Source organism: Nonomuraea gerenzanensis, assembly GCF_020215645.1.
Taxonomy (GTDB): domain Bacteria; phylum Actinomycetota; class Actinomycetes; order Streptosporangiales; family Streptosporangiaceae; genus Nonomuraea; species Nonomuraea gerenzanensis.
Genome location: NZ_CP084058.1, coordinates 9,409,413 through 9,433,489, shown reverse-complemented (window position 1 = coordinate 9,433,489; position 24,077 = coordinate 9,409,413). Strand labels below are relative to the sequence as shown.

Genomic DNA, 24,077 nt, shown 5'->3' with positions numbered 1-24,077 from the left:
GGTGGCGGGGGAAAGGGCTCATCCTCCGGTCAGGATGAGCCCTCGCCATGTGGCCTGGGTCACTGTAAGGATGGGCCTATGCGTCAGCTGTATATCGGCGGCTCCTGGACCGCTTCGGCATCGGACGACCCCATCGAGGTCGTCAACCCGGCCACCGAGGAGATCATCGACCGGGTGCCCGCGGGCTCTCCCGACGATGTCGAGGCGGCGGTGGCCGCAGCCGGGAAAGCCTTCCCCGCATGGTCGCGCACGGCCCCCGGCGAACGCGGCAAGCTCCTCGCCCAGGCAGCCGACCTGCTGAAACAGCGCGCCGACGAGATAGCCAAGACGATCGCCACCGACATGGGGGCACCGCTCGGCTTCGCGCTCAAGGTGCAGACGCTCATGCCGGCGGCCGTCCTGGCCTCCTACGCCGACCTGGCCGAGAGTCACCCGCGCGAGTCGCGCGTCGGCAACTCCCTGGTGGTCAAGGAGCCCATCGGCGTGGTCGCCGCGATCACGCCGTGGAACTACCCGCTGCACCAGATCGTGTGCAAGGTCGCGCCCGCGCTGGCCGCCGGGTGCACCGTGGTGCTCAAGCCGAGCGAGGTGGCGCCGCTGGCCGCGTACGCGCTGGCCGAGATCTTCGACGAGGTCGGGCTGCCCCCGGGGGTGTTCAACCTGGTCAGCGGGCGGGGCCCGGTCGTGGGCGAGGCGATGGCCGCCCACCCCGGCGTGGACATGGTCTCCTTCACCGGGTCCACCGCCGCGGGCCGCAGGGTGGCCGCGCTGGCCGCCGAGACCGTCAAGCGGGTCGCGCTGGAGCTGGGCGGCAAGTCCGCCAACATCATCCTGCCCGACGCCGACCTGCCGCTGGCCGTCAAGGTCGGCGTGGCCAACTGCTTCGTCAACGCCGGTCAGACCTGCTCGGCGTGGAGCCGCATGATCGTCCAGCGCGACCAGTACGACGAGGCCGTGCACCTGGCCGTCGAGGCCGCGCGCGGCTACCGGGTCGGCGACCCCTTCGACGGCTCGACCAAGATCGGCCCGCTGGTGTCGGCGACCCAGCGCGACCGCGTGATCCGCTACGTCAACAGGGGCCAGGAGGAGGGCGCGCGGCTGGTGGCGGGCGGCACCGAGCGGCCGCACGAGCGCGGCTACTACGTCGAGCCCACCGTGTTCGCGGCCGTGGAGCCGGGGATGACGATCGAGCAGGAGGAGATCTTCGGCCCGGTGCTCTCGCTGATCCCGTACACCAACGAGGACAAGGCCGTCGAGATCGCCAACGACACCAAGTACGGCCTGGCCGGCGCGGTCTGGGCGGGCACCGAGGAGCACGCGGTCGCGGTCGCCAGGCGGCTGCGCACGGGCCAGGTGTCGATCAACGGCGGCCGGTTCAACCCGCTGGCGCCCTTCGGCGGCTACAAGCAGTCGGGCGTGGGCCGCGAGCTGGGCGAGCACGGCATGGAGGAGTACCTCGAGGTCAAGTCGCTGCAGCTGTAGGCCGATGCTCCGGGGAGCCGGGCGGCTCCCCGGGGCATCGCTTCAGAGGAACAGGCCGCCGGTCGCCAGCACGTTCTGCCCGGTGACCCACCGCCCGTCGGGCCCGGCGAGGAACGCGACCACCGCCGCGAGGTCGTCGGGCCTGCCCAGCCGCTGCAACGCGGTCAGGGTGGGCAGCTGCGCCAGCGTCTCGGGCGAGTTGGCCTCCCGCAGCATGTCGGTCTCGGTGGCCCCCGACGACACGGTGTTGACCGTGATCCCGCGCGGCCCCAGCTCCCGCGCCGCCACCTTGGTGAACTGCTCCATCGCGCCCTTGCTGCCGCAGTAGAGCGCCAGCGTCGGCGCGGGCACCTGCGTGTTGAGCGAGGAGAGGTTGACGATGCGCCCGCCGTCGCGCATCACCCGCCCGGCCCACTGGATGGCCAGGAAGACGGCCCGGGTGTTCACCGCGAACACCCGCTCGTACTCCTCGTCGGTGATGTCGGTCATGAGCTTCTTGGACTCGTTGGTGGCGGCGTTGTTGACCAGGATGTCCACCCCGGGCAGCCGCGCCTCCGCCTCCGCGAACAGCCGCCGCAGATCTTCCCTGCTGCCGAGATCCGCGCGTACGGCGTGCGCGCCGGTCTCCTTGGCCACCTGCTCGGCGGCCTCCGCCGAGCTCTGGTAACAGAAGACGACTTCCGCTCCGTCGCTGGTCAGTCGCTCCACGATGGCCTTGCCGATGCCCCGGGAGCCTCCGGTAACCACTGCGCCCTTTCCGGAAAGTACGCTCATGCCGTCAAGCTACGCCTTGAGCATGATCTCCCGGGCCTCGTTTCGCGGCAGGCGATCGACGTACAGCTTGCCGTCGAGGTGCTCGGTCTCGTGCTGGAAGCAGCGCGCCAGCGAGCCGCGGGCCTTGACGCGCACGGGCCGCTGCAGCCGGTCCAGGCCCTCGACGGTGACACCGGCGGCGCGGGCGACCGTGGCGTAGATCGGCTGGCGGGTGCGGCGGTCGGGCACGGACAGGCAGCCCTCCTCGTCGAGCACGTCCTCGAGGTCGTCCACGGTGAGCACCGGGTTGATCACGTGGCCCTTGCGCCCGGCGATGTCGTAGACGAACAGCCTGCGCGACACGCCGATCTGCGGGCCCGCGAGACCGACGCCGTTGACCGCGTACATGGCCTGGAACATCTCCTCGATCAGGCGGCGCAGCTCCCTGTCGAAGTCCGTCACGGGCTCGGCGGGCGTGCGCAGGACGGGATCGCCGATGACGCGGATCTCTCGCATGGCTCTCTGCTTTCGCGGTGTAAGGACTGGGCTGCGGTGCGGTCCTTACTCTAGCGGGCGAGCCCGATCGGCGGGGCTGTGGAAGACTGGACGGGTGCGTGTCTACATCGGTGCCGACCATGCCGGCTATGAGCTCAAGAACCACCTGGTGTCCTGGCTGAAGGACCACGGGCACGAGGTGACCGACTGCGGTCCCTTCGTCTACGACGCCGAGGACGACTATCCCGCGTTCGTCCTGAGAGCGGCCGAAGGCGTCGCCGGCGACCCCGGCAGCCTGGGGGTGGTCATCGGCGGTTCGGGCAACGGCGAGCAGATCGCCGCCAACAAGGTGCGCGGCATCCGCTCCGCCCTGGCGTGGAGCGAGGAGACCGCCAGCCTGGCCCGCGAGCACAACAACGCCAACGTCGTCAGCGTCGGCGCCCGCATGCACTCCCTCGACGAGGCCACCCGGTTCGTGGAGGTGTTCCTCGGCACGTCGTTCTCCGGGAGCGAGCGGCACAGCAGGCGGATCGCCCAGCTGACCACCTACGAGACGATCGGCCAGCTGCCCTCGCTGCCGTGACCGCCACGCCCGCCCTCCCCTTGGCAGGGGCGGGCGGCGACGTGCCGGTTCAGCCCTTGCGCTTGGGGTCGCGCCTGGGCATCTCATCGCGCAGGGGCCGCCGGTCGGCGGCCTCCTGCTGCTCCTTCGACGGTCGCGACACGTCGCGGGCGCGCATGGCGACGACCGCCGTGATCTGCAAGCTCTGCAGCGCCATACCGTCGACCCTACGTCAGAACGTCAGGCCGGCCCACGGCTTCGGGCTCCACGACATGGCGGTGGCCAGCTTGCGCACGGCACCGGCTGAGTGCTCGCGCAGCAGCCCCGCGTCGAGCCGCTCGCCCAGCGTCCCGTCACCGAGGTAGGCCGAGCCGAGCGCGGCCACCGGCAGCGTCACGTCCGGCTCCTCCTCCACCGGCTTGCACTCGGCACCCGTCAGGTCGGCGGTGAGCCGCCAGCGGCGGGCGTTCCACGGGCACACGTCGTCCTCGACCTCGATCACCGTGTCGACGGGCGCCGCGTACGAGCGTCCGGTCAGCGCCCGGTCCACCTCGACCAGGCGTACCCACAGCTCGTCTGACCACCGCGGGCGCAGCTGGCGCTGGTCGGCGATCAGCGCGAGCAGCGGGTCGTCCATCGGCCGGCCGCCCGCCTCGACCTTGGTGACGAGGTCGCGGTCCAGCACGCTGCGCCACAGCAGGGCGTAGGCGGCCGGGTCGGTGGCCTCCAGCTCGTGCAGCTTCAGCGTCCCGTTCGGCACGCCGGCCTCGTCCCAGGACGACTTGATGCGGAACAGGGCGTAACCGCGCACCCCGCCGTCGTCCTCGGCCAGGACCGAGCGCAGCGAGCCCGCGCCGTGCTGGTCGTACTCCTCGTCGGCCAGCACGGCGGTCCAGGTCTGCTCGACGCGCTCGTACTGGCCGGGCCGACGCGTGACGACGGTGGCGAACACCTTCTCCAGCTCGCCGCGGACGTCGGCGGGCTTGGCGACCCTGAGCCGGAGCGCGGGGTCCTGCGGCGCGCCCGGGACGAACGCGGAACGGTGGCTGTCGATGGTGAACGACAGCTCACCGGCCGCCCTGCCGTACCCGTACCGGCCGTAGATGAGCGCCTCGGAGGCGTAGAGCGCGGCCACGGACTCGCCGCGCTCGCGGATGTCGGCGAGTTGCCTGCGCATCAGCGAGGACAGCACGCCGCGGCGCCGGTGGGAGGCCAGCACGCTCACGGCGGTCACGCCGGCGACGGGGAGCTGCCCGCCGGGCACCGTCATGGTGAGGCTGAAGACGCCGGTGACTCCCACGATCTGCTCGCCGTCGAAGGCGGCGAGGGTCCGGTCGAACTCGGTCTGGGCCTTGAACCTCTCGACCTGCTTGGGGTGCGGGGTCCAGCCGAACGCCTCTTCGTTCACCCTGGAGAAGGCCGGCCACTCGGGCTCGTCAATCGGGCGGATGGGATACGTCATCCGTCCAAGGTAGGAGCGGGCAAAGGGGGACGGCCACCTAATATACGCCCTTAATGATCAAGGCGTTGGTCAAGTGGGCTGCCCAAACACGGGTCAGACCGATACAGTCAGGCGCATCATGAGTTCCCGTCCGGCGCCGCTCATTCCGCCACGGGTCCGTGCGGCCCTGGTACGGGTGCCGGGTCTGGTGCCTGTCGTGCGCCTGGTCCGGCGGGTGCTGTCCCGCGACCGCAACCTGCTCGCCGCGCTGGTCGTGGTGGCGCTCGTCATCGGATTCCTGGCCGCCGAGGTCTCCAACGAGTGGTTCTCGCCGTCCCTGCTCATCCTGGTCACCCTCGTCGGCGGGCTCCAGCTCAGGCTGGCCAGCCTGGTCAAGCTGCTCGTCGGGGTGGGGGCCGCGCTCGCGTACGTGGCCGCCAACCTCGGCGCGGGCCGGGTCGGGCTGGGGCTGACCGTGACCATCGCGTTCACCGCCGTGCTGGCCGTGCTCATGGCCCGCACCAGGGGCAAGCTGGGCGTGCAGGGGCTGCGCGGCGACGCCATGCTGCTGGAGCTGCGCGACCGGCTCAGGAGCCAGGGCGAGCTGCCCCCGCTGCCCAAGGACTGGGGCGGCAAGGTGGTGCTCAAGCAGGCGGGCGGCTCCTCGTTCGGCGGCGACTTCCTGGTGTCCATGCGCGACGGCGACTCCGTCGAGATCGCCCTGGTCGACGTGTCGGGCAAGGGCGTCGACGCGGGCACCAGGGCGCTGCTGCTGTCGGGCACGTTCGGCGGGCTGCTCGGCTCGGTCGAGGACTTCCTGCCCGCGTGCAACGCCTACCTGCACAGGCAGCGGGGCGACGAGGGGTTCGTGACCGCGGTGCACGTACGCCTGGACCTGGCGACGGGCGACTACACGATCACCTCGGCCGGGCATCCGCCGGTGGTCAAGTTCGACGCGGGCACCGGCAACTGGCAGGTCGCCTCGGCCAAGGGCGTGGTCCTCGGCGTGGTGCCCGACCTGCACTGCGAGCCCGACAGCGGCACCCTGCGCAAGGGCGACGCGCTGCTGCTGTTCACCGACGGGCTGATCGAGCAGCCGGGGCGCGACATCGACGCCGGCCTCGACCGGCTGCTCGGCGAGGCGGAGCGGCTGCTGCCCTCCGGCTTCCGTGACGGCGCCAGGGCGCTGGTCAACGCCATGTCCTCCGGTCACAACGACGACTGCGCGCTGGTGCTCATCTGGCGTCCGTGAGGCCGCACGCCCGCGCACCCGTGACGTTTCACACGGGCCGGTCGTGATGGCGGTCACTGGCAGCGGGCTCTGCCCGGCTGGGATCCTCTAGGTGTTCGGGCCCCGGCGGAGCGGCGCGGCTCCTCCGGGTCCCGTCACCGTACGCGCCTCGTCCCCTCACAAGCTGTACGTGCCTGGTCCCCCTCGCAAGCCGTAGCCGCCGCGTCCCCTCACAACCAGCCGCAGTCGCTGGCGATGCGCACGGCGTCCAGCCGGTTGCGCGCGCCGGTCTTGCACATGATGCGCGACAGGTGGTTGCGCACCGTGCCCACCGACAGGAACAGCTCGTCGGCGATCTCCGTCGACCGGGCCCCGCCCGCCGCGATCCGCAGCACGTCCAGCTCCCGCCTGGTCAGCGGGTTGGACGCGCACTGCAGCGCGGCCACGGCCAGCTCCGCCTCGATGGCCTGCCGCCCCGCCGCGACCTGGCGCACCCCCTCGGCCAGCCGCTCGGGCGGCACGCACAGGCTCATGAACCCCAGCGCGGGCCCGGCCAGCGCCTCGCGCACCTGCCCGGGATTGGGTGCGGCCGACAGGATCAGCACCCGGCACCGCGGCACCCGCTCGGCCAGCTCGCCGGTCACCGGCGGCCCCGGCAGGTCGAGGTCCAGCACGGCCACGTCGGCCTCGGACGACAACGCGGCGCGCACCACCTCCTCCCCGTGCCCGGTCTCTGCCACCACCCGCAGGTCGGGCTCGGCCCCAAGGGTGGCCAGCAGACCACGGCGAACCAACGGCACATGTTCGGCGATCAGTATGCGGATCAAGACGTCCCCCTCCGTCGTCTCCCAGAGTGATCGTGCGATCGCAAGCTGTCAATGCCGAGGAAAAGCAGTACGCCATGAGCCGTGGGGAGTTCGACTACTCTGGGGCTGTCGGTCCTTTCGTCTGTTGTCGTCTGCCGGGGAGCGCGCCTAGATGAACTGGCTCTACGTCGTGGGGATCATCCTGTTCCTTCTCGGCCTGATGGTCTCCATCGCGCTGCACGAGGTGGGCCACCTCGTGCCGGCCAAGCTCTTCGGCGTGAAGGTGACCCAGTACATGGTGGGCTTCGGCTCCACGGCGTGGTCCCGGCGCAGGGGCGAGACCGAGTACGGCATCAAGTGGATCCCGTTCGGCGGCTACATCCGCATGATCGGCATGCTGCCGCCGCGCCCCGGCGACGAGCCGGGCAGGCTCAGGAGCACGGCGACGGGCCCGTGGCAGGGGCTGATCGAGTCGGCCCGCGACGCCGCCCAGGAAGAGGTGCGCCCCGGCGACGAGGACCGCGTCTTCTACCGCAAGAAGTGGTGGCAGAAGGTCATCATCATGTCCGGCGGCCCGGCCATGAACTTCGTGCTCGCCTTCATCTTCTTCACCATCCTGCTGGTCGGCATCGGCCTGCCCACCTGGGCGCCGATCGTCTCGCCCGACACCAACACGTGCGTGATCCCGATCTCCGAGCAGCGCACCCAGTGCACGGCGGCCGACAAGCCCACCCCGGCCGCGCAGGCGGGCATGAAGCCCGGCGACCACATCGTCAGCTTCAACGGCCAGAAGATCGGCTCCTGGGAGGACGCCACCCGGCTGATCCGCTCCCACGGTCCCGGCCCGGTGCAGGTCGGCATCGTCCGCGACGGCAAGCCGCAGACGCTGAGCGTCACGCTCATCGCCCAGGACCGCCCCAACCTGCAGGACCCTGACAAGATCGACAAGAACGTCGGCTTCCTCGGTGTGCTGCCCACCGAGGTGATGCAGCAGCAGAGCATCGGCCAGGTCATCGGCTACATGGGCGAGCTGACGGGCAGGGTGGCGAGCTCGCTGCTGAACCTGCCGGAGAAGATGGTCGGCGTCTGGCACGCCGCCTTCTCCGGCGAGGAGCGCGACCCCGAGGGCCCGGTCGGCGTGGTCGGCGCGGGCCGCATGGGCGGCGAGATCCTCGCCTCCGACGCCCTGACCACCGAGAAGAAGATCGCCATCTTCGTCAACCTGCTGGCCGGCTTCAACCTGGCGATCGGCATGTTCAACCTCATCCCGCTGCTGCCGCTGGACGGCGGCCACGTCGCGGGCGGCCTGTGGGAGGGCGTCAAGCGGGGCTACGCCCGGCTCATGAAGCGGCCGGAGCCCGCCTACGTGGACATCGCGAAGGTGCTGCCGCTGACGTACGCGATCGCGATCGTCATGATGATCATGGCGGGCCTGCTGGTCTACGCCGACCTCGTCAACCCGCTCACGCTGACGAACTGAGTGCCGCCCGTGGACGCGCTGGAGCGGCTGCGGGCCCTGTGCCTGGCGTTGCCCGAGACCACCGAGCGGCTCTCGCACGGGGAGCCGACGTGGTTCGTCAGGGGCAAGAAGACCTTCGTGATGTTCGCCGACCATCACCATGACGACCGGCTCGCGTTCTGGTGCGCCGCTCCTCCCGGCGCGCAGGAGGAGCTGGTCTCGGAGGACCCCGAGCGGTTCTTCCGGCCGCCGTACGTCGGGCACCGCGGCTGGCTCGGCGTCTACCTCGACGTGCCGGATGTCGACTGGGACGAGGTGGCGGAGATCGTGTCCGACGCCTACCGCCGTATCGCGCCCAAGTCCCTCATCGCCCGCATGCCCTGATCTTCCCATCGCTCACGTGACGCGACGGCGATCCCGCGCCGCCGCGCTGACGGCTGCCCCTCGCTCTTTACCGTCTCCCTACATCTGTCTTCCTAAAGTGCTAGGACACTAGATAAATGGAGGAACGACGTGAGTGCTGTCTTAGAAGCACACGGACTGGGCAAGCGGTACGGCAGGCGCTGGGCGTTGCGCGACTGCACCATCGACATCCCCCGAGGCCACGTCGTCGGCCTGGTGGGCCCCAACGGCGCAGGCAAGACCACGCTGCTCAAGCTGGCCACCGGCCTGCTGGAGCCCACGACCGGCGGCATCGGCGTGCTGGGCGGCCGGCCCGCAGCCGGCCCCGCACAACTGGCCAGGGTCGGCTTCGTCGCCCAGGACACCCCCGTCTACCCGGCCCTGACCGTCGCCGAGCACCTGCGGCTGGGCGCCCGGCTCAACCCGCGCTGGGACGCCCCGCTGGCGCAGGGGCGGCTGGCACGGCTCGGCCTGGACCCCGCCCACCGCGCGGGCAGACTGTCCGGCGGCCAGCGCGCCCAGCTCGCCCTCACCCTCGGCCTGGCCAAGCGGCCCGAGCTGCTGATCCTGGACGAGCCGGTCGCCTCCCTCGATCCGCTGGCCCGCCGCGAGTTCCTGCAGAGCCTGATGGAGGCCACCGCCGAGCACCGGCTCAGCGTGGTGCTCTCCTCCCACCTGGTCTCCGACCTGGAGCGGACCTGCGACTACCTGATCGTGCTCGTCGACTCGCGCGTGCAGGTCGCGGGCCGGACCGAGGACCTGCTGGCAGGCCACCACCGGCTCACCGGCCCCCGCGACGGCGCCCTGCCCGACGGCAGGCGCGTCGTCTCCGCCCGGCACACCGACCGGCAGAGCACCTTCGTCGTGTACGGCGACGCCGCGCCCCCCGGCCCCGCCTGGACGGCCGGTCGGCTCAGTCTGGAGGACCTCGTCCTGGCCTACATGGACAACGCCACCGCCGAACGGCGCTTCGCCCTGGAGGCCGCACGATGATCTGGCTCACCTGGCGGCAGCTGCGCGGCGCGGCCACCATGACGGCGGCCCTGCTCGTGCTGCTCGCCGCCATCCTGCTGCTGACCGGCTCGCAGCTGGCCGCCGACCACGCGAGCGGTGTCGGCTCCTGCGTCCGCGGCGAGGACTGCGAGCTGTTCTACGACCGGTTCTTCCAGGACTACGAGATCCCGTTCCTGGCGAGCACCCTGGTCGTGCTGATCCTGCCCGCCCTGGTCGGGCTCTTCTGGGGGGCTCCGCTGATCACCCGCGAGCTGGAGGCGGGCACGTACCAGCTGGTGTGGAACCAGAGCATCACCAGGACCAGGTGGCTGGCGGTCAAGCTCGGCTTCACCGGCCTGGTCGCGATGGCCGCCGCCGGGGTGAGCGGACTGGCGGTGACCTGGTGGTCGGGGCCGCTGGACCAGTCGGCGCCCGAGGGGTTCGCGCTCATGGACCCGCTGGTGTTCAGCGCTCGCGGCATCGCCCCGCTGGGGTACGCGGCCTTCGCCTTCGCCCTCGGCGTGACCGTGGGCATGTTCGTCCGCCGCACCCTGGCCGCCATGGCACTCACCCTGCTCGTCTTCGCCACCGTCCAGATCGCCGTGCCGCTCCTGGTCAGGCCCTACCTGATCCCTCCCGTCACGGCCACCTTCGAGCTCGGCAGGCAGAACGTCGACGGGCTGAACATGGGCCGCGACGGCTCCTTCTCCCTGGCCATCGAATCGGCCATCCCCGGGCACACGGGCTCCTGGACCCTGTCCAGCGATCTCGTCGACCCGTCGGGACGCGTGATCGCCCCCAGCGGCGAGCCCGCACCCATCCCCGTCTCCACCACCTCGGGCCCCTGCTCCCAGTCGGGCGCCGGGCCGCAGGGCGGGGAGGCGTGCATGGTCGAGGTCAACCGGCTCGGCTACCGGCAGCAGGCCACCTACCAGCCGCTGGAGCGGTTCTGGCCGCTGCAGTGGATCGAGACCGGCCTGTACGCCCTGCTCACCCTCGGCCTGACGGGGCTGTCCTTCTGGTGGGTCAGAAGGCGGCTGTCATGACCGTCAGGACGGTGGCGGCCGGGCTCGCCCTGCTCCTGGCGGCGGCCTGCACCGCGCCGGCGCCGCCGCGCAGCCAGGCCGGCACCGCGACAGGCACGGCCTGCGCCCGCCCCCAGGGACCCGTCGGAGCGCAGCGGCCCACCACGATCGACATCGTCGAGCAGGCCTACTTCTGCATCCTCGACCGCTACTACGGCGCGGCCACGCTCGACGCCCGCTCGCTGCTGACCGCCGCCTTCGTCGCCCTGACGCAGGAGCTCAACCGCGGCGGGCGCGACGTGCCCGACGCCACCATGCCCGCGCTGACCGGTGACAGGAAGGCCGACTGGGCGGCCTTCGAGACCGTGGTCAAGCAGGTCACCGACCAGGTCCCCGACCTGCGCGGCAAGCTCGTCACCGGTGCCCTCGACGCGATGGTGGCCGCCCTCGGCGACAACCACGCCCGCTGGGCGCACGCCTCCGGGCGGCACCCCGACTACTACGACGGCGACGGCTACGGCCTGGGCCTGACGGCGAACGTCAACGGTCCCCAGGTGGACATCAACCCGGGCGCCGGCCTGCCCCCGCTGTTCGTCACCGCCGTGGAGGGCGGCGCGGCGCGGGCCGCCGGGGTGCGCCCCGGCGACGTCATCGAGTCGATCAACGGCTCGGCGCCCTTCATCGACGGCGAGCCCACCCCCGCGATCGCCGCACTCTACCCGCGCTACCCGGAGGCGCGCCCGGTACGGCTCCGGCTGCTGCGGGAGAGCACCGGCCGCCGCTGGACCGTGACCCTCGAACCCGGCCTCTACCCGCGCGACCTCGCCTCCCTGCAAGTGGTCCGGTCCAGGCTGCTGGACGGCGGCGTCGCCTACGTACGGGTGTCCGGCTTCGCCCCCGACTCGGCGAAGCGGGCACTGAACGCGATCGCCAGGCTGCGTACCGGCAGGACGCTCACCGGAGTCGTGCTCGACCTGCGCGGCAACAACGGCGGCCAGCCGAAGGAGGCGATGCGGCTGGTCAGCGGGTTCGCCCACGGGAAGGTCACCGGCCATCAGTGCGCCGCCGACGGCGCCTGCGAGGTCTTCCGCACCGACGACACCGTCGAGCTGGTCGGGCTACCGCTGGCCGTGCTGACCGACCGCAGCTGCGCCTCGGCGTGCGAGCACGTCGCCTCCGCCGTCAAGGACCTGCGGATCGGCCGGCTGGTCGGCACCAGGACAGCCGGGGTGATCTCCGGGCCGGCGGAGCCGTTCCTGCTCGCCGACAACACCGTGCTGAGCTTCCCCACCAAGCACCACCTCGGCCCGAACCGCGAGGTGATCGACCGGATCGGCGTGCCGCCCGACCACCACGTGGTCCAGACCCCGCGCGACGCGGCCGCCGGCCGCGACCCCGCCCTGGCCCAGGCCCTGACCCTGCTGCGCAAGTGAACAGAACGGATCGCCACATGAGACCGATCGCGGTGGCGCTCGCCGGGCTGGCCGTCCTCGCGGCCTCCGCCTGCACAGCGCCCACCCCGCCCAGGCCCGCCGCCGTGTCGCCGCCGCCCTCCGGCCCGGCGACCCTGCCCGCGCCCACCGGCGACCGGCCGGTCGGCACGACCGTCCTGCACCTGAAGGACACCTCCCGGCCCGACCCGTGGAACCTGGACGCCGAGGCCAGGGAGCTGAAGGTCACGCTCTGGTACCCGACGGAGCAGCGGGAGGGGCGGCGGGCGCCGTACATGTCGCCCAAGGAGTCGGAGCTGATGCTGAAGAAGCTGGGCAGCGCTGCCGTCCCGCCCGACACACTCAGCAGGACAGGCACGAACGCCGTCGCGGACGCCGCGCCCACCGGCCGCGGGCTGCCGCTGGTGGTGCTCTCGCCCGGCTTCACCAAGCCGGTGAGCACGCTCACGTCCCTGGCCGAGGACCTGGCCAGCCGCGGCTACGTCGTGGCCGGCGTCGACCACCCCTACGAGAGCTACGCCACCACCCTGGCCGACGGGACGGTCGCGGAGTGCCTGGCGTGCGACAGCGACGCCGACCCCGGCTTCGGCACGGGCGTGGTCCTGGGCCGGGCGGCGGACGTGTCGTTCGTGCTGGACCGGCTGCCGTCGGAGTGGGACGGCGCCGGGGTGCTCGACCGCTCCAGGACCGCCATGGTCGGCCAGTCGATCGGCGGGGCCGGCGCCGTCGCGTCCATGCTGCGGGACCCGCGCATCCGCGCGGGGATCGACATGGACGGCACCACCTACGCCCGCATCCCGAAGAGCGGGTTCTCCCGGCCGTTCCTGTTCCTGGGCACGCCGCAGCACGTGCCCGGCGGCCGGGACCCGTCCTGGGAGCGTGACTGGAAGCTGCTGAGCGGGTGGAAGCGGTGGATCGTGCTGACGGGGGCGGAGCACCAGTCGTTCACCGACGGGCCGCTGCTGCAGGGCTCGCTCGGGGTCACGCCCGCCTACGGCACCCTGCCCGCGCAGCGCGCCGCCGAGCTGACCCGCACGTACGTGGCCGCCTTCCTCGACCGGCACCTGAAGGGGCAGCGGCAGCCGATCCTGGACGAGCCGTCGTCGCGTCACCCGGAGGCCAGGTTCTGTCCCTCGGCGTGCGGGGCGTCCTAGTTCATCGAGATGTGCACGTGGTCGAAGTGGTTCTCGGTGACGCTGCCGCGGTCCGACATCGCCCGCCACCCGGAGCCCTGGTTGATGCGCTGCTTCCAGATCACGTACTTCACGCCGAGCTTGTCCTTGTTGGCGATCGCCCAGGCCGCGATCCGGTCGCCGAGCGCGCTGTTGGCGGCCGAGGGCATCGAGCCGCCCGTGCTCATCATGAAGTCGCAGGCCCGGCCGAGCGGATGCTCGCCGCTGGAGCCCGAGCGGAAGCAGCCGACCGTGAACGGCAGCGAGAAGTTCTTCTCCACCTGGGCCTTCATCAGCCGGGTCCGGGCGGTGATGTTGTCGGAGCCGGTGGGCAGCTCGGGGGCCCAGGTGCCGTTGGCGTTGCGGCCCGTCCCGAACGGGACGAGGTCTTGGAGCTTGTCCTTGATGTCGTCGATGACGTCCTCGGCCTCGTCGCGCTGCTCGTCCACCTTGGCGGCGTCCGACTTGATCCGCTCGGTCAGCGCGGCGGCCTCCTCGCTGGCCTTCTTCTTGTCGTCGCGGGCCTTGGCCACGGTCGCGACGAGTGCTTGCTGCTCGGCGGTGAGCTGTTCGAGCAGGGCCGCGGTGCCGGCGTCCGTCGGGAGCATGAAGCCCGGCAGCGCGGAGGGGTCGCCGTTCTGGTAACGCAGGCGGGCGATGTCGGCGACTCGCTGCTCGGCGGCGGCCAGCGTCTGCTCCGCCGCTGCCGCCCTGGCCGCGGCGGCCTTGGCGGCGTCCTGGGCCTTGGCCAGCTCGACGCGCTTGAGGTTGTACTGCTCGATGAGCTTGTCGACCTTGCTGTTGAGCTGCTTGAGCTGGGCGCGGAGCTCGGACTCCGTCGGCTTGGGCGCTGCTGCGGCGGTGGCGGCGGCGGTGGCGGATGCCGCCGACAGGGCGGCGGCGGTGGCGGATGTCGCCGGCATGGCGGTGGCGGGGGACGCCGACAGGGTGACGGCGGTGGCGGTGATGAGGCCGATGGCAAGAATCGCGGGGGACGAAGCCGCCACGTAGATGTTCCTCTCCCTCTGCCGGCCGGGTTAGCTGACGGGTTCGGGCATGGGAGGTGCGATTCCCTACCGCCGTAGCGGATTCACCCCAGGTGCGGTTTGGGTCCCCGGCTCCCGGGCGAGGCGCCCGGGATTAGGCGTACTACGACCGTTACGGCCGATGCATATGGGGATATTAGTGGTAGATCACGGGTCATGCGACCTTAAGTAGAAATCTATTAGTGATCAATCTGTGATCGAATCAGCCGGGCCGCCTCTTCCGGCAGAACGTCGTTCACGAAGGCGCCCATCGCGGACTCCGAGCCGGCCAGGAACTTGAGCTTGTTCGCCGCCCGCCTGATGCTGAACAGCTCCAGGTGCAGGTATCCCAGCTCCCTGCCCGCCCGCACCGGCGCCTGGTGCCAGGCGGAGATGTACGGCATCACCATGTCGAACAATCCGTCGAACGCGCGCAGCACGGAGGTGTAGAGGGGTGCGAACGCCGCCCGCTCCTCCTCCGTCAGCGCCGCAAGGTCGGGCACCTGCCGGTGCGGATACACGTGCACCTCGAACGGCCAGCGCGCGGCGGCCGGCACGAACGCGGTCCACAGCTCGTTGCTCGCCACCACCCGCGTGCCCGCCTCCCGCTCGGCGGCCAGCACGTCGGCGAACAGGTTGCCCTTGGTGTAGCGGCCGGCGGCGGCGAGCTGCAGCTTGGTCCTGGGGGTGACGTAGGGGTAGGCGTAGATCTGGCCGTGCGGATGGGCCAGCGTGATGCCGATCTCGGCGCCCCGGTTCTCGAAGCAGAACACCTGCTCCACGCCCTCGATCTGGGACAGCTCGGCCGTACGGTCGGCCCACGCCTCCATGACCAGCTCCACCTGGGAGTCGGGGAGCTTGGAGAAGGAGGAGTCGTGATCGGAGGTGAAGCACACCACCTCGCACCGCCCCACGCCAGGACGGACCTCGCTCAGCCCGCCCGGCTCCTCATAAGTCCCGAAATTTGTGGAGAAGGAGGGAAAACGGTTCTCGAACACGACCACGTCGTAGTCGTGGGCGGGGATCTCCGTCGACCGGGTGTCGGACGAGGGGCACAGCGGGCACTCGGCCGTGCCGCCGGTCGGCAGGAACGTGCGCGTCTGCCGGTGCCCGGCGATCGCGATCCACTCCTCCGTCAGCGGGTCGTACCGCATCTCCGACGCCACCGGCCGGGGGCCGAGCGTCCGCCGGTCGATCGCGCTCCTGTCGGCGTCGTCACGCCGGTCGAAGTAGATCAGCTCCCGGCCGTCGGCCAGATGGGTGATGGTGCGCTTCAAGGGGTGCCCTCCGCGATGATCAGTTCTCCGGCCCGTTCGGCCAGCTCGGTGCGTGCGTCCTCCGGCAACCCCGCGTCGCTGATGACCACGTCGGCCTCGCTCAGCTCGGCGATGGTGCTGATGCCGACCGTGTTCCACTTCGTGTGGTCGGCGGGGACGACCAGCCGGGTCGCGGCCGTCACCAGCTCCCTGTCGGTCTCGGACTCCAGCAGGTTCGGAGTGGTGAACCCGGCGCGCACGCTCATCCCGTGCACGCCCAGGAAGAGCGTGTCCACGTGCAGGCGGCGGATCGCGGCCACGGCGACGGGGCCCACCAGGGCGTCGGACGGCGTGCGTACGCCCCCGGTCAGCACGACCGTGCGGTCGGCGCGCGGGTTGCGGTGGAAGACGTCGGCGACCGGGATCGAGTTGGTGATCACGGTCAGCTCGGGCACGCCGATCAGGTGGTGCGCCAGCGCCCACGTGGTGGTGCCCGCCGACAGCGCCACGGCCGTGCCGGGACGGACCAGCGTGGCGGCGTGCCGCGCGATCGCCTCTTTCTCCTGCTGCTGCCGGGCGGACTTGGCGGTGAACCCGGGCTCCTCGGTCGAGCCGGGGCCGAGCGCGGTCGCGCCGCCGTGCACCTTCTCCAGCAGCCCGCGTTCGGCCAGCACCTCGAGGTCGCGACGGATGGTCATGTCGGAGACGCCGAGCTCGCGGACGAGGTCGGCCACCCGGACGCCGCCGTTGCTGCGCACGCGTTCGAGAATCGCCTGCTGACGCTGCTGTGCGAGCACGCCCCGCTCCTTCCAACAGATTCCACCAAATTATGACACGGAATTGTTGGGGAATGTTAGTTAGCGCTGGAACGCTTGCGCTGGTCAGCGCGACGGGGGACGGTGGGGGCTCACCGATCACCGGAGATTCACCGGAGGCGAGCTTATGGCCAGGCGCGCACGCAAGGGCAGGGCACGCAAGAAGAAGAAGGCGAACCACGGCAAGCGGCCCACGGCCCGATGACGGGCGGCCGCCCTTGCGGGAGAGGGCGGCCATCCACCTTCAGCGGGTCACTCGCGCTCGGCCGATCGCCCCTTGTTCAGCCTGGCAGCTCGGTCAGGGCCTGGTCGATGCGCTCCTGGGGCAGCGTGTAGTCCTCCAGCTCGCCCGCCAGATACCGATCGTAGGCGCCCAGATCGAAGTGACCGTGACCGCACAGCGCGGTCAGGATGACCTTCTCCTCACCGCTCTCCTTGCAACGCAGCGCCTCGGCGATCGTCTCGGCCAGCGCATGCGTGGGCTCGGGCGCGGGCAGGATGCCCTCCGTCCTGGCGAAGCGCACACCAGCCTCGAAGCACTCGTTCTGGGCGCGGGTGACCGCCTCGAACAGGCCCAGGTCGTACATGTGCGACAGCAGCGGCGACATGCCGTGATAGCGCAGCCCACCGGCGTGGATCGGATCGGGCACGAAAGAATGCCCCAGCGTGTGCATCTTGAGCAGCGGCGTGAAGCCGGCCGTGTCACCGAAGTCGTAGGCGTAGGAGCCACGCGTGAACGACGGGCACGCCTCCGGCTCGACCGCCCTGAACACCGTGCCGATCCGCCCGGCCAGCTTCTCGCGCAGGAAGGGGAAGGCCAGGCCGGCGAAGTTCGAGCCGCCGCCGGTGCAGCCGATGACCAGGTCCGGCAGCTCGGGAAGCTGCGCCAGCGCCTCCTCGCCGATCACCGTCTGGTGCAGCAGGACGTGGTTGAGCACGGAGCCGAGCGCGTACCGGGCGTCGGGCGTCGCGCCGGCCACCTCGACCGCCTCGCTGATCGCGATGCCCAGGCTGCCGGGGGAGGCCGGATCGTCCGCGAGGATCTTGCTGCCCGCGCCCGTCACGGGGGACGGGCTGGCGTGCACGGTGGCGCCGTACACCTGCATGAGCGAGCGGCGGTACGGCTTCTGGTCGTAGGACGCCCGCACCATCCAGATCTGGCACTCCAGCCCGAACTGCGAGCACGCGAACGCCAGCGCCGAGCCCCACTGACCCGCGCCCGTCTCCGTGGTCAGCAGCCGCACGCCCTCACGGGCGTTGTAGTACGCCTGTGGCACGGCCGTGTTGGGCTTGTGTGAGCCGGCGGGGGAGCCGCCCTCGTACTTGTAGTAGATCCTGGCCGGAGTGCCCAGCGACCGCTCCAGCCGGCGCGCCCGGATCAGCGGCGTCGGCCGCCAGAGCCGGTAGACGTCCAGCACCTCCTGAGGGATCGGGATGAACCGCTCGCCGCTGACCTCCTGACCGATCAGCTCCATCGGGAACAGCGGCGCCAGGTCGGCGGGGCCCACAGGCTGCCGGGTGGCGGGGTGCAGCGGCGGAGGGGGCGGGGCGGGCAGATCAGGAACGATGTTGTACCAGTCGCCAGGGATCATCGCTTCAGTCTGCGCCGCCCGCGTGCGACTCGCCAGAGATGCCGAGCGATCGGGGGACGCTCACCGGACCAGCACAGCGGGCCTTTCGGGATGATCGGCCCGTACGACGACGTCCGCCACCTCCTGGGGCCGGGCCTCCCGCTCGTAGCGCTCGTAGGCGGGCAACGTCCAGCGCTCGCCCTCGCCCGTCCCCCGCTCCAGCGCTTTCGGCGACAGCCACACGTGCACGCTCACCTCGAACGCCAGCCCCCGCCCCAGCAGCAACGCCCCGTCCACCAGCACCACCCCGCCCGATGGCAGCTCGGTGTACGGCACCCGGTAGGCCCGGTCGATCCCGCTGTCCCACAGTGCGGGCAGCACCCGCCCCGACCCTCCCGGTTCGAGCGGATCCAGCACCTCCCTGCGCAGCGCCTTGGCGTCGAGCCAGTCGTCGTAGTAGGCGTCGGGATCCGTCCTGCCGTACTCCAGCCGCAACGACGCGGGCCGCAGGAAGTCACCCGCCGACACCCGCAACACGGGCCGCCCGCGCAGCCGCAGCGGGGCCACGAGCTCGTCGGCCAGCGCCCCCGGCCGCGCGGGCGGAGCCCCGTCCACGGCCACGCGCACCCACGAGCCCTGCGGCCGGGCTGAGATCAGCTCGGCCAGCTCCTCGACGAGAGCCTCACGGGAGATCGGTCGCACACGCATCGAGCACAGCTTACGAGCGCCCGAAATGCCGTCGACGCACCCGTGACGGCCTCGCTAGGGTGCCCGCCATGGCGGAATGCGACTGCGGCGCGACAGCGGGCCCGCTCGGCCTGTGCGCCGACTACTACAACACGATCCTGGCAGAGGAGCAGCTCGACCCGGAGATGTACCGGTGGCACGCGGTCGTGGTCTGCGTCTACCTCCTCCAGCACCCCGCACGCGGGCACGAGAAGTATCTCGACAGCCAGTTCCGCTGGCTCCAGTTCTACCTGGACCAGGGCCTCGACGCCGTCCAGCGGCTCCGGGCCCACCAGGTGGCCCGCAACAACCACCGAGCCAGGGCAAGCTACGACATGACGCCCCTGAACCCGTACGCCCCGCTGCCCGCCGGCGGCCCTCCCGCCCGCTTCCGCACCAGCTTCTGCGAGCTCCCGTACGGCGACGGCGGCTTCATCCTCGACGGACACGACACGTACGGCGAGCGGATGCGCTCCCTCGCCGAGGCGACCGAGGAGGCCTGGAAAAGCCTCGGGCCAGGCTCCCCCTCCCGGGGTTGACCTGGCCCTTCGCCGTGCTGGAGCGGACGACGGGAATCGAACCCGCGTAGCTAGTTTGGAAGACTAGGGCTCTACCATTGAGCTACGTCCGCGCGAACCGGTCGAACTCTGGTCTAGACTTCATCCGGTCGTCAGGGCGTAAGCGTACCGGAGTCCCGGAGCGCATGCGCACTCGGCGAGACGGGGCGTGGCGCAGCTTGGCAGCGCGCTTGCTTTGGGAGCAAGAAGTCGCAGGTTCAAATCCTGTCGCCCCGACCAGCTCGATGGCCCCTCCCGATGCGGGAGGGGCCTTTCGCTTGTCCATACGTGACCGCGCTCGCCTCCGGCGTAGGCGGCTTGCAGCACTGTGCTGGACACCCGTCGGCGGGGGATGATGCACAGGGTGTCCCAGCGGTGAGCGATCGACAGGGACGCGGAGGAAGGCGGCGCTGGATTCCGTTGCAGTGCCGCTCCCGTACTGATCATCGAAGAGTCCGGAGACCGGCATGGTGTTGACCGAGGCGGCCCAGAAGGAGTTACCGAAGCAATGGAGCAGGCTGCCGTTCTTCGTGTGCCTGGCGCTCCTGGCCCTCATCGCCACCCACACGGTCCAGTAGGGCAACAGCAATCATTGCGACTATCTGGTCCACCTGCCCCTGCTCACGAACCTGCCCGACGCTGAGATCGCCCGCCACTACGCCTTGGTGGCGCTCGAGGGTGTCGAAGGTGCCGAGCTCTCCGGCACCGTCTACGTCAATCCGAGCGGCTCCTGGCGGGACGGGTACAAGGGCGTCATCGTACGGTTCTTCGACGGACCCCATGAAGCGGGGTTCGACCGGCGCTGCCACTGACCCCGGCAGGCACCCGGGCAGAACCCACCGCCGCTCACGTCAGCCGGACGCCGTCGGGCGACGCCTCCTGGTTCCTGATCGGCCGCATGACCTGCTTGGCGACGCAGCTGGGCAGACCGGCCGCGTCGCCGGCCGCCAGGCGGCGGTAGGTGCTCGGCGACATGCCGACCAGCTCGGAGAAGCGGGTGCTGAAGGTGCCCAGGGACGAGCAGCCGACCGCGAAGCAGACCTCGGTGACCGACATGTCGCCGCGCCGCAGCAGGGTCATGGCGCGCTCGATGCGCCGGGTCATCAGATAGCTGTAGGGCGACTCCCCGTAGGCGGCGCGGAAGAGCCGGCTCAGATGCCCGGACGAGAGGTGTACGCCGCGCGCCAGCGCCTCCACATCCAGCGGCTGCGCGTAGTCGCGGTCGATCCTGTCACGCACGCGGCGCAGCAGGGTGAGCTCGCGTAGGCGCTGGTCAGGTTGGGAGGCCATGCCCTACAGCCTGCCCTGCGAACGGCGGTGCTGTCCACGCGGCGGGGTGCAGCCAGGTACACCCCTGGTGGGCAGGTAGGCCGATTCCGCCGGCTCGCCGCGGTGCCTAGCGTCGGTGGCATCGACAACGACGAGGAGGGAACGCGCATGCGTGTCGTCCTGTGGGTGCTGCAGATCGCGGTGGCCGGCTTCTTCGTGATGGCGGCTCTGGGGAAGTTCGCGGGGGCCGAGCCGTCGGTCTCCACGTTCGAGGCGATCGGGTTCGGTGACTGGTTCCGGATCCTCGTCGGGGTGCTGGAGGTGGTGGGGGCGGTGGCGCTGCTGGTGCCGCGGCTGGCCGGGGCGGCGGGGCTGGCGCTGGCCGGGCTGATGGCGGGCGCCGTGCTGACCGAGGCGTTCGTGTCCAAGGGCGGGGTGGCGTTGCCGCTGGTTCTGCTGGTGCTCTGTCTGCTCGTCGCGTGGGGGCGTAAGGAGAGCGCGGAGCGGCTGCTGTCGGCGGTTTCCGGGCGGGCGTCCTGAGAGGCGGTTTCCGGGCGAGCCTTCTGAGAGATCGGGCGAGCGTCCTGAGAGATCGGGCGAGCCTTCTGAGAGGTGGTCCTCGGGTGGGCATGCTGGGGGCGTGGAGCTCTTCGCCGACGACCCGATGGCCTTCCCGCTCACCTACCCCGGCCGGATCCCGCCCGGCTCCGGGGTGCTGGCGGACGACGCGTACGTACCGCACGAGTGGCGGCAGGGCGGCGCGGCGATCGCCGCGCTGCTGGCGTCGCTGGGACAGGCGCCGCTGGACGCGCGCCACCGCGTCGTGGCGGTCGGCTCGAACGCCGCGCCGAGCCAGCTGCGCAGGAAGTTCCGCGACCACGGGGTACGGCCGGTGGTCCCGATGACGGTGGCCGAGGTGCCGGGGATCGCGCCCGGCGTGTCCGCGCACGTGAGCAGGTGGGGTTACGTGCCGGCCGCGCCCATCGAGACGCCGGGGGAGGCGTCCAGGCTGTTCGTGCTCTGGCTGGACGAGCACCAGCTCGCCGCGCTCGACCTCACCGAGCCGAACTACCGCAGGACCCCGCTCGCCCGCCCCGTCACCCTGGAGGACGGCACGCGGCTGCCGCCGCCCTTCGTGTACGAGGGCAGGCACGGCTGCGTCGCCGCCAGAGAGGACGGCCGCCCCCGCCGCCTGACCGCGCAGCCGGCGCTGATCCAGTCGCTGCTGGACGGCTCCGCGGCCCTGCGTCACCTGTGCGGGAGCACGCCGGAGGAGTTCGTGGCCAACGTCAGGGACGACACCGTACGGGAGGCGGCGTACCTGCTGCTCCAGCGGGAGAGCCGGGTCAGGCACCGGGGAGGCGGGGGATAGGGTCGGGGCTCGTGACAGACGACAGAACCCCTCCCCCCTACGCCGGCGACGAGCGGACCATGCTGAACAACTGGCTCGAATGGCACCGCGGCACGCTGGCCGTCAAGTGCGACGGCCTGTCGGAGGAGCAGCTGCGCGAGCGTTCCGCGCCGCCCTCGACGCTCTCCCTGCTGGGCCTGGTCAGGCACATGGCGCACGTCGAGCGCTCGTGGTTCCGCCGGGTGCTCAACGGCGAGGACCTGCCCAAGCTGTGGGACAAGGACCGCGACAACGACGCCGACTTCAAGGAGGTCGACACCGCCTCGGCGAAGGAGGCGTTCGACACGTGGCAGGAGGAGATCAGGCTCGCCCGGGCCATCTCGGACGCCAAGCCGCTGGACGCGGTGGGTGACCGTAACGGGCAGGAGTGCACGCACCGGTGGATCCTCGTACACATGATCGAGGAGTACGCCCGCCACAACGGCCACGCGGACCTGTTGCGCGAGCGCATCGACGGCGTGACCGGCGAGTAGCGAAGAGGGAGCGACCGTCAGGCGTCGGCGCGGAAGAGCGCCCAGACGGCCTTGCCGCCGCGGGCCAGCGGGTCCCAGCCCCAGCACTGGCTGTAGGTCTCGACGATGTACAGGCCCCGCCCGTTCTCGGAGATGAAGTCGGGCTCCTTGGGCCGGGGCACCTCGTCGCTGGGGTCGGCCACGGCGAGCAGCACGTGAGGCGCCACCCGCATCAGCAGCAGCTCGATCTCCCTGCGGCCGGCCGCGTACATCGCGTATCTGACCGCGTTCGTCACCAGCTCGGAGACCACCAGCGCGGCGTCGTCGCTCAGGTCGTGCAGGCCCCAGCCGCGCAGTGTCCTGCGGGTGACGTCCCTGGCGGTCTTCACCGAGTCGGCCTGGAAGGGCAACGGGCACGAGGTCGTGTACGGCTTGCCACCCGTGAGGAGGCGGTCGAAGCCCACCTCCCGGGTTATCTGCAGGCAATCGGCAGTGGCCAGAGGGTCCTCCACCATGCCGCCGATACCTCCCCGTTCAGCCTTGGTTAGTGCATGTTTGGCCCAATATGCACTAAGCCATCATGGGTCACGAACGCGGCACCTGCAAGACCCAAATGCACGTGCAGTTGCAATGTGCAGGAGCAAGCGACGTTTTGGGGATAAATCTCCGAATCCGGACACGAGGTTGAGACCTTGTCATACCCGGCAATGTGGTGTCACTGTGTGTGCGGACCTTGATAGGAGGCAAAGTGACGCAGAACCAGCCGGGTTCCGGGCCGACGGCGCTGCGCATCCTCCTGGGCTCCCAGCTGCGCAAGCTCAGGGAAGCGAAGAACGTCACTCGCGAGGAGGCCGGCCACCTCATCAGGGGGTCGGAATCCAAGATCAGCCGAATGGAACTCGGCCGGGTGGGGTTCAAGGAACGCGACGTGGCGGACCTGCTGACCCTGTACGGGGTCGTGGATCAGCAGGCTCGCTCCGCCGTCCTCGATCTGGTCGCCACCGCCAACGAGCCTGGCTGGTGGCACCGGTTCAACGACGTCCTGCCCACGTGGTTCCAGGCGTACGTCGGCCTTGAGGAGGCCGCCGCCAGGATCAGGACCTACGAGGTCCAGTTCGTGCCAGGACTGTTGCAGACCAAGGAGTACGCAAGGGCCGTGGTGACCGCCGGTGCGGCGGGCATCGGGGCGGAGGAGATCGCCCGCAGGGTGGATCTCCGGCTGGAGCGCCAGCGGATGTTCGACAGGCCGGACGGGCCGGTCTTCTGGGCCGTGATCGACGAGGCCGCGCTCAGGCGGCCCATCGGCGGGGCCGAGGTGATGAGGGCGCAGATCGAGCACCTCGTCGACCTGATGCGCCAGCCGAACATCACCATCCAGGTCATGCCGTTCAGCTTCGGCGGGCACAGCGCGGAGGGCGGGGCGTTCAGCATCCTGCGCTTCCCGGACACCGACCTGCCCGACGTCGTGTACGTGGAGCAGCTCGCCAGCGCGCTCTACCTGGACAAGCGTGAGGACGTGGACCGCTACACCGAGGTGATGGAGCGGCTGTGCGCCGTGAGCACCACTCCGGATGAGACGATCGAGCTCCTGAGGGCGATCGCGGAGGAGTTCTGACGGCGGCGGCGTCGTGGTTGGGTGTGCATCTGCCCTAGACTGGCCATCGGCGTTGGATGCCGCCGTTGCGGAGCATGCCCAACACCGCTCATGTGGGCGCGGCGCGCG

The 24,077-nt window shown here is 70.9% G+C and carries 28 protein-coding genes, 2 tRNA genes and 1 riboswitch; of the genes, 17 read left to right on the top strand and 13 right to left on the bottom strand.

Annotated elements, in window-relative coordinates; translation table 11 throughout:
* The first annotated feature begins 78 nt into the window (after nt 1–78).
* On the top strand, nt 79–1,482 hold the full coding sequence (locus LCN96_RS43835) for an aldehyde dehydrogenase family protein (protein ID WP_225268299.1): 1,404 nt from the start codon (nt 79–81) through the stop codon (nt 1,480–1,482).
* 42 nt (nt 1,483–1,524) lie between these two features.
* Here the strand turns inward: LCN96_RS43835 and LCN96_RS43830 are convergent, their stop codons facing one another.
* Both LCN96_RS43830 and def read right to left on the bottom strand, forming a co-directional pair.
* Nucleotides 1,525–2,256, bottom strand: a complete 732-nt coding sequence (locus LCN96_RS43830; RefSeq protein WP_225268298.1) for an SDR family oxidoreductase — start codon at nt 2,254–2,256, stop codon at nt 1,525–1,527.
* 9 nt (nt 2,257–2,265) lie between these two features.
* On the bottom strand, nt 2,266–2,751 hold the full coding sequence (def, locus tag LCN96_RS43825) for a peptide deformylase (protein ID WP_225268297.1): 486 nt from the start codon (nt 2,749–2,751) through the stop codon (nt 2,266–2,268).
* Between the two features lie 94 nt (nt 2,752–2,845).
* Here def and LCN96_RS43820 point away from each other — a divergent pair, with 94 nt between their 5' ends.
* Nucleotides 2,846–3,313: a ribose-5-phosphate isomerase gene (locus LCN96_RS43820; protein ID WP_225268296.1), complete on the top strand. Its 468-nt coding sequence runs from the start codon at nt 2,846–2,848 to the stop codon at nt 3,311–3,313.
* 49 nt (nt 3,314–3,362) lie between these two features.
* On the opposite strand, the gene LCN96_RS43815 is transcribed toward LCN96_RS43820, so the two are convergent.
* Both LCN96_RS43815 and LCN96_RS43810 read right to left on the bottom strand, forming a co-directional pair.
* Nucleotides 3,363–3,509, bottom strand: coding sequence for a hypothetical protein (locus tag LCN96_RS43815; protein ID WP_225268295.1), 147 nt, complete (start codon nt 3,507–3,509; stop codon nt 3,363–3,365).
* Nucleotides 3,510–3,524: 15 nt separating this feature from the next.
* On the bottom strand, nt 3,525–4,754 hold the full coding sequence (locus LCN96_RS43810; protein WP_225268294.1) for a GNAT family N-acetyltransferase: 1,230 nt from the start codon (nt 4,752–4,754) through the stop codon (nt 3,525–3,527).
* Nucleotides 4,755–4,872: 118 nt separating this feature from the next.
* On the opposite strand from LCN96_RS43810, the gene LCN96_RS43805 reads away from it, so the two are divergent.
* Entirely contained in the window at nt 4,873–5,985 is a 1,113-nt protein-coding gene (locus LCN96_RS43805) for a PP2C family protein-serine/threonine phosphatase (protein WP_225268293.1), read from the top strand.
* A 209-nt stretch (nt 5,986–6,194) separates the two neighbouring features.
* Here the strand turns inward: LCN96_RS43805 and LCN96_RS43800 are convergent, their stop codons facing one another.
* A complete protein-coding gene (locus LCN96_RS43800) occupies nt 6,195–6,791 on the bottom strand; it encodes a response regulator transcription factor (protein WP_225268292.1) in 597 nt (198 codons plus the stop codon).
* Nucleotides 6,792–6,942: 151 nt separating this feature from the next.
* Here LCN96_RS43800 and LCN96_RS43795 point away from each other — a divergent pair, with 151 nt between their 5' ends.
* The 6 genes from LCN96_RS43795 (at nt 6,943) to LCN96_RS43770 (ending at nt 13,254) form a co-directional block, all read left to right on the top strand.
* Nucleotides 6,943–8,250 (top strand): M50 family metallopeptidase, encoded by a 1,308-nt coding sequence (locus tag LCN96_RS43795; protein WP_225268291.1) that lies wholly within the window; start codon nt 6,943–6,945, stop codon nt 8,248–8,250.
* The gene (locus LCN96_RS43790) at nt 8,251–8,613 is read left to right on the top strand and encodes an MmcQ/YjbR family DNA-binding protein (RefSeq protein ID WP_225268290.1); all 363 of its coding nucleotides are present in this window, start codon (nt 8,251–8,253) and stop codon (nt 8,611–8,613) included.
* 129 nt (nt 8,614–8,742) lie between these two features.
* Complete coding sequence (locus LCN96_RS43785) at nt 8,743–9,624, top strand: ABC transporter ATP-binding protein (RefSeq protein WP_225268289.1); 882 nt, start codon at nt 8,743–8,745, stop codon at nt 9,622–9,624.
* The gene (locus LCN96_RS43780; protein ID WP_225268288.1) at nt 9,621–10,670 is read left to right on the top strand and encodes an ABC transporter permease; all 1,050 of its coding nucleotides are present in this window, start codon (nt 9,621–9,623) and stop codon (nt 10,668–10,670) included. The genes LCN96_RS43785 and LCN96_RS43780 overlap by 4 nt, the downstream gene beginning before the upstream one ends.
* Complete coding sequence (locus LCN96_RS43775; RefSeq protein WP_225268287.1) at nt 10,667–12,082, top strand: S41 family peptidase; 1,416 nt, start codon at nt 10,667–10,669, stop codon at nt 12,080–12,082. The genes LCN96_RS43780 and LCN96_RS43775 overlap by 4 nt, the downstream gene beginning before the upstream one ends.
* 17 nt (nt 12,083–12,099) lie before the next feature.
* On the top strand, nt 12,100–13,254 hold the full coding sequence (locus tag LCN96_RS43770; RefSeq protein ID WP_225268286.1) for an alpha/beta hydrolase family protein: 1,155 nt from the start codon (nt 12,100–12,102) through the stop codon (nt 13,252–13,254).
* Here the strand turns inward: LCN96_RS43770 and LCN96_RS43765 are convergent.
* The 3 genes from LCN96_RS43765 to LCN96_RS43755 all read right to left on the bottom strand — a co-directional run bounded on the left by LCN96_RS43765 (nt 13,251) and on the right by LCN96_RS43755 (nt 16,350).
* Entirely contained in the window at nt 13,251–14,279 is a 1,029-nt protein-coding gene (locus tag LCN96_RS43765) for a coiled-coil domain-containing protein (RefSeq protein WP_225268285.1), read from the bottom strand. The genes LCN96_RS43770 and LCN96_RS43765 overlap by 4 nt on opposite strands.
* 5 nt (nt 14,280–14,284) lie before the next feature.
* Nucleotides 14,285–14,429, bottom strand: a riboswitch (cyclic di-AMP (ydaO/yuaA leader).
* Between the two features lie 68 nt (nt 14,430–14,497).
* The gene (gene galT, locus LCN96_RS43760; RefSeq protein WP_225268284.1) at nt 14,498–15,574 is read right to left on the bottom strand and encodes a galactose-1-phosphate uridylyltransferase; all 1,077 of its coding nucleotides are present in this window, start codon (nt 15,572–15,574) and stop codon (nt 14,498–14,500) included.
* Nucleotides 15,571–16,350, bottom strand: a complete 780-nt coding sequence (locus LCN96_RS43755) for a DeoR/GlpR family DNA-binding transcription regulator (protein ID WP_225268283.1) — start codon at nt 16,348–16,350, stop codon at nt 15,571–15,573. The genes galT and LCN96_RS43755 overlap by 4 nt, the downstream gene beginning before the upstream one ends.
* A gap of 145 nt (nt 16,351–16,495) precedes the next feature.
* On the opposite strand from LCN96_RS43755, the gene LCN96_RS57550 reads away from it, so the two are divergent.
* The gene (locus tag LCN96_RS57550) at nt 16,496–16,573 is read left to right on the top strand and encodes a 50S ribosomal protein bL37 (RefSeq protein ID WP_372513659.1); all 78 of its coding nucleotides are present in this window, start codon (nt 16,496–16,498) and stop codon (nt 16,571–16,573) included.
* Between the two features lie 76 nt (nt 16,574–16,649).
* Here the strand turns inward: LCN96_RS57550 and LCN96_RS43750 are convergent, their stop codons facing one another.
* Together LCN96_RS43750 and LCN96_RS43745 are read right to left on the bottom strand one after the other, a co-directional pair.
* The gene (locus LCN96_RS43750) at nt 16,650–17,996 is read right to left on the bottom strand and encodes a TrpB-like pyridoxal phosphate-dependent enzyme (protein ID WP_225276193.1); all 1,347 of its coding nucleotides are present in this window, start codon (nt 17,994–17,996) and stop codon (nt 16,650–16,652) included.
* A 24-nt stretch (nt 17,997–18,020) separates the two neighbouring features.
* Complete coding sequence (locus LCN96_RS43745) at nt 18,021–18,647, bottom strand: nucleoside/nucleotide kinase family protein (RefSeq protein ID WP_225268282.1); 627 nt, start codon at nt 18,645–18,647, stop codon at nt 18,021–18,023.
* Nucleotides 18,648–18,715: 68 nt separating this feature from the next.
* On the opposite strand from LCN96_RS43745, the gene LCN96_RS43740 reads away from it, so the two are divergent.
* Entirely contained in the window at nt 18,716–19,204 is a 489-nt protein-coding gene (locus tag LCN96_RS43740) for a DUF5946 family protein (protein ID WP_225268281.1), read from the top strand.
* Between the two features lie 18 nt (nt 19,205–19,222).
* Here the strand turns inward: LCN96_RS43740 and LCN96_RS43735 are convergent.
* Nucleotides 19,223–19,296 (bottom strand) — tRNA-Gly (locus tag LCN96_RS43735).
* Between the two features lie 89 nt (nt 19,297–19,385).
* On the opposite strand from LCN96_RS43735, the gene LCN96_RS43730 reads away from it, so the two are divergent.
* Both LCN96_RS43730 and LCN96_RS43725 read left to right on the top strand, forming a co-directional pair.
* Nucleotides 19,386–19,462 (top strand) — tRNA-Pro (locus tag LCN96_RS43730).
* Between the two features lie 425 nt (nt 19,463–19,887).
* A complete protein-coding gene (locus LCN96_RS43725; RefSeq protein WP_225268280.1) occupies nt 19,888–20,034 on the top strand; it encodes a hypothetical protein in 147 nt (48 codons plus the stop codon).
* Nucleotides 20,035–20,068: 34 nt separating this feature from the next.
* On the opposite strand, the gene LCN96_RS43720 is transcribed toward LCN96_RS43725, so the two are convergent.
* The gene (locus LCN96_RS43720) at nt 20,069–20,512 is read right to left on the bottom strand and encodes a helix-turn-helix transcriptional regulator (protein ID WP_225268279.1); all 444 of its coding nucleotides are present in this window, start codon (nt 20,510–20,512) and stop codon (nt 20,069–20,071) included.
* Between the two features lie 147 nt (nt 20,513–20,659).
* On the opposite strand from LCN96_RS43720, the gene LCN96_RS43715 reads away from it, so the two are divergent.
* The 3 genes from LCN96_RS43715 (at nt 20,660) to LCN96_RS43705 (ending at nt 22,375) form a co-directional block, all read left to right on the top strand.
* Nucleotides 20,660–21,031: a DoxX family protein gene (locus LCN96_RS43715; RefSeq protein WP_225268278.1), complete on the top strand. Its 372-nt coding sequence runs from the start codon at nt 20,660–20,662 to the stop codon at nt 21,029–21,031.
* Nucleotides 21,032–21,131: 100 nt separating this feature from the next.
* Nucleotides 21,132–21,863 carry a hypothetical protein gene (locus LCN96_RS43710; protein ID WP_225268277.1) on the top strand — a complete coding sequence of 244 codons (732 nt, stop codon included), beginning with the start codon at nt 21,132–21,134 and terminating at the stop codon, nt 21,861–21,863.
* Nucleotides 21,864–21,874: 11 nt separating this feature from the next.
* Nucleotides 21,875–22,375: a DinB family protein gene (locus tag LCN96_RS43705; protein ID WP_225268276.1), complete on the top strand. Its 501-nt coding sequence runs from the start codon at nt 21,875–21,877 to the stop codon at nt 22,373–22,375.
* Nucleotides 22,376–22,392: 17 nt separating this feature from the next.
* On the opposite strand, the gene LCN96_RS43700 is transcribed toward LCN96_RS43705, so the two are convergent.
* Nucleotides 22,393–22,869 (bottom strand): ATP-binding protein, encoded by a 477-nt coding sequence (locus LCN96_RS43700; protein WP_225268275.1) that lies wholly within the window; start codon nt 22,867–22,869, stop codon nt 22,393–22,395.
* 233 nt (nt 22,870–23,102) lie between these two features.
* Between LCN96_RS43700 and LCN96_RS43695 the strand changes: the two genes are divergently transcribed.
* Entirely contained in the window at nt 23,103–23,969 is an 867-nt protein-coding gene (locus LCN96_RS43695; protein ID WP_225268274.1) for a helix-turn-helix domain-containing protein, read from the top strand.
* The last annotated feature ends 108 nt before the right edge of the window (nt 23,970–24,077 follow it).

Bases quoted from the DNA above. Each gene is read 5' to 3' on its own strand.
- LCN96_RS43835 (WP_225268299.1), top strand. From the start codon at position 79: ATGCGTCAGCTGTATATCGGCGGCTCCTGGACCGCTTCGGCATCGGAC.
- LCN96_RS43830 (WP_225268298.1), bottom strand. From the start codon at position 2,256: ATGAGCGTACTTTCCGGAAAGGGCGCAGTGGTTACCGGAGGCTCCCGG.
- def (WP_225268297.1), bottom strand. From the start codon at position 2,751: ATGCGAGAGATCCGCGTCATCGGCGATCCCGTCCTGCGCACGCCCGCC.
- LCN96_RS43815 (WP_225268295.1), bottom strand. From the start codon at position 3,509: ATGGCGCTGCAGAGCTTGCAGATCACGGCGGTCGTCGCCATGCGCGCC.
- LCN96_RS43810 (WP_225268294.1), bottom strand. From the start codon at position 4,754: ATGACGTATCCCATCCGCCCGATTGACGAGCCCGAGTGGCCGGCCTTC.
- LCN96_RS43805 (WP_225268293.1), top strand. From the start codon at position 4,873: ATGAGTTCCCGTCCGGCGCCGCTCATTCCGCCACGGGTCCGTGCGGCC.
- LCN96_RS43795 (WP_225268291.1), top strand. From the start codon at position 6,943: ATGAACTGGCTCTACGTCGTGGGGATCATCCTGTTCCTTCTCGGCCTG.
- LCN96_RS43780 (WP_225268288.1), top strand. From the start codon at position 9,621: ATGATCTGGCTCACCTGGCGGCAGCTGCGCGGCGCGGCCACCATGACG.
- LCN96_RS43775 (WP_225268287.1), top strand. From the start codon at position 10,667: ATGACCGTCAGGACGGTGGCGGCCGGGCTCGCCCTGCTCCTGGCGGCG.
- LCN96_RS43770 (WP_225268286.1), top strand. From the start codon at position 12,100: ATGAGACCGATCGCGGTGGCGCTCGCCGGGCTGGCCGTCCTCGCGGCC.
- LCN96_RS57550 (WP_372513659.1), top strand. From the start codon at position 16,496: ATGGCCAGGCGCGCACGCAAGGGCAGGGCACGCAAGAAGAAGAAGGCG.
- LCN96_RS43745 (WP_225268282.1), bottom strand. From the start codon at position 18,647: ATGCGTGTGCGACCGATCTCCCGTGAGGCTCTCGTCGAGGAGCTGGCC.
- LCN96_RS43740 (WP_225268281.1), top strand. From the start codon at position 18,716: ATGGCGGAATGCGACTGCGGCGCGACAGCGGGCCCGCTCGGCCTGTGC.
- LCN96_RS43720 (WP_225268279.1), bottom strand. From the start codon at position 20,512: ATGGCCTCCCAACCTGACCAGCGCCTACGCGAGCTCACCCTGCTGCGC.
- LCN96_RS43715 (WP_225268278.1), top strand. From the start codon at position 20,660: ATGCGTGTCGTCCTGTGGGTGCTGCAGATCGCGGTGGCCGGCTTCTTC.
- LCN96_RS43700 (WP_225268275.1), bottom strand. From the start codon at position 22,869: ATGGTGGAGGACCCTCTGGCCACTGCCGATTGCCTGCAGATAACCCGG.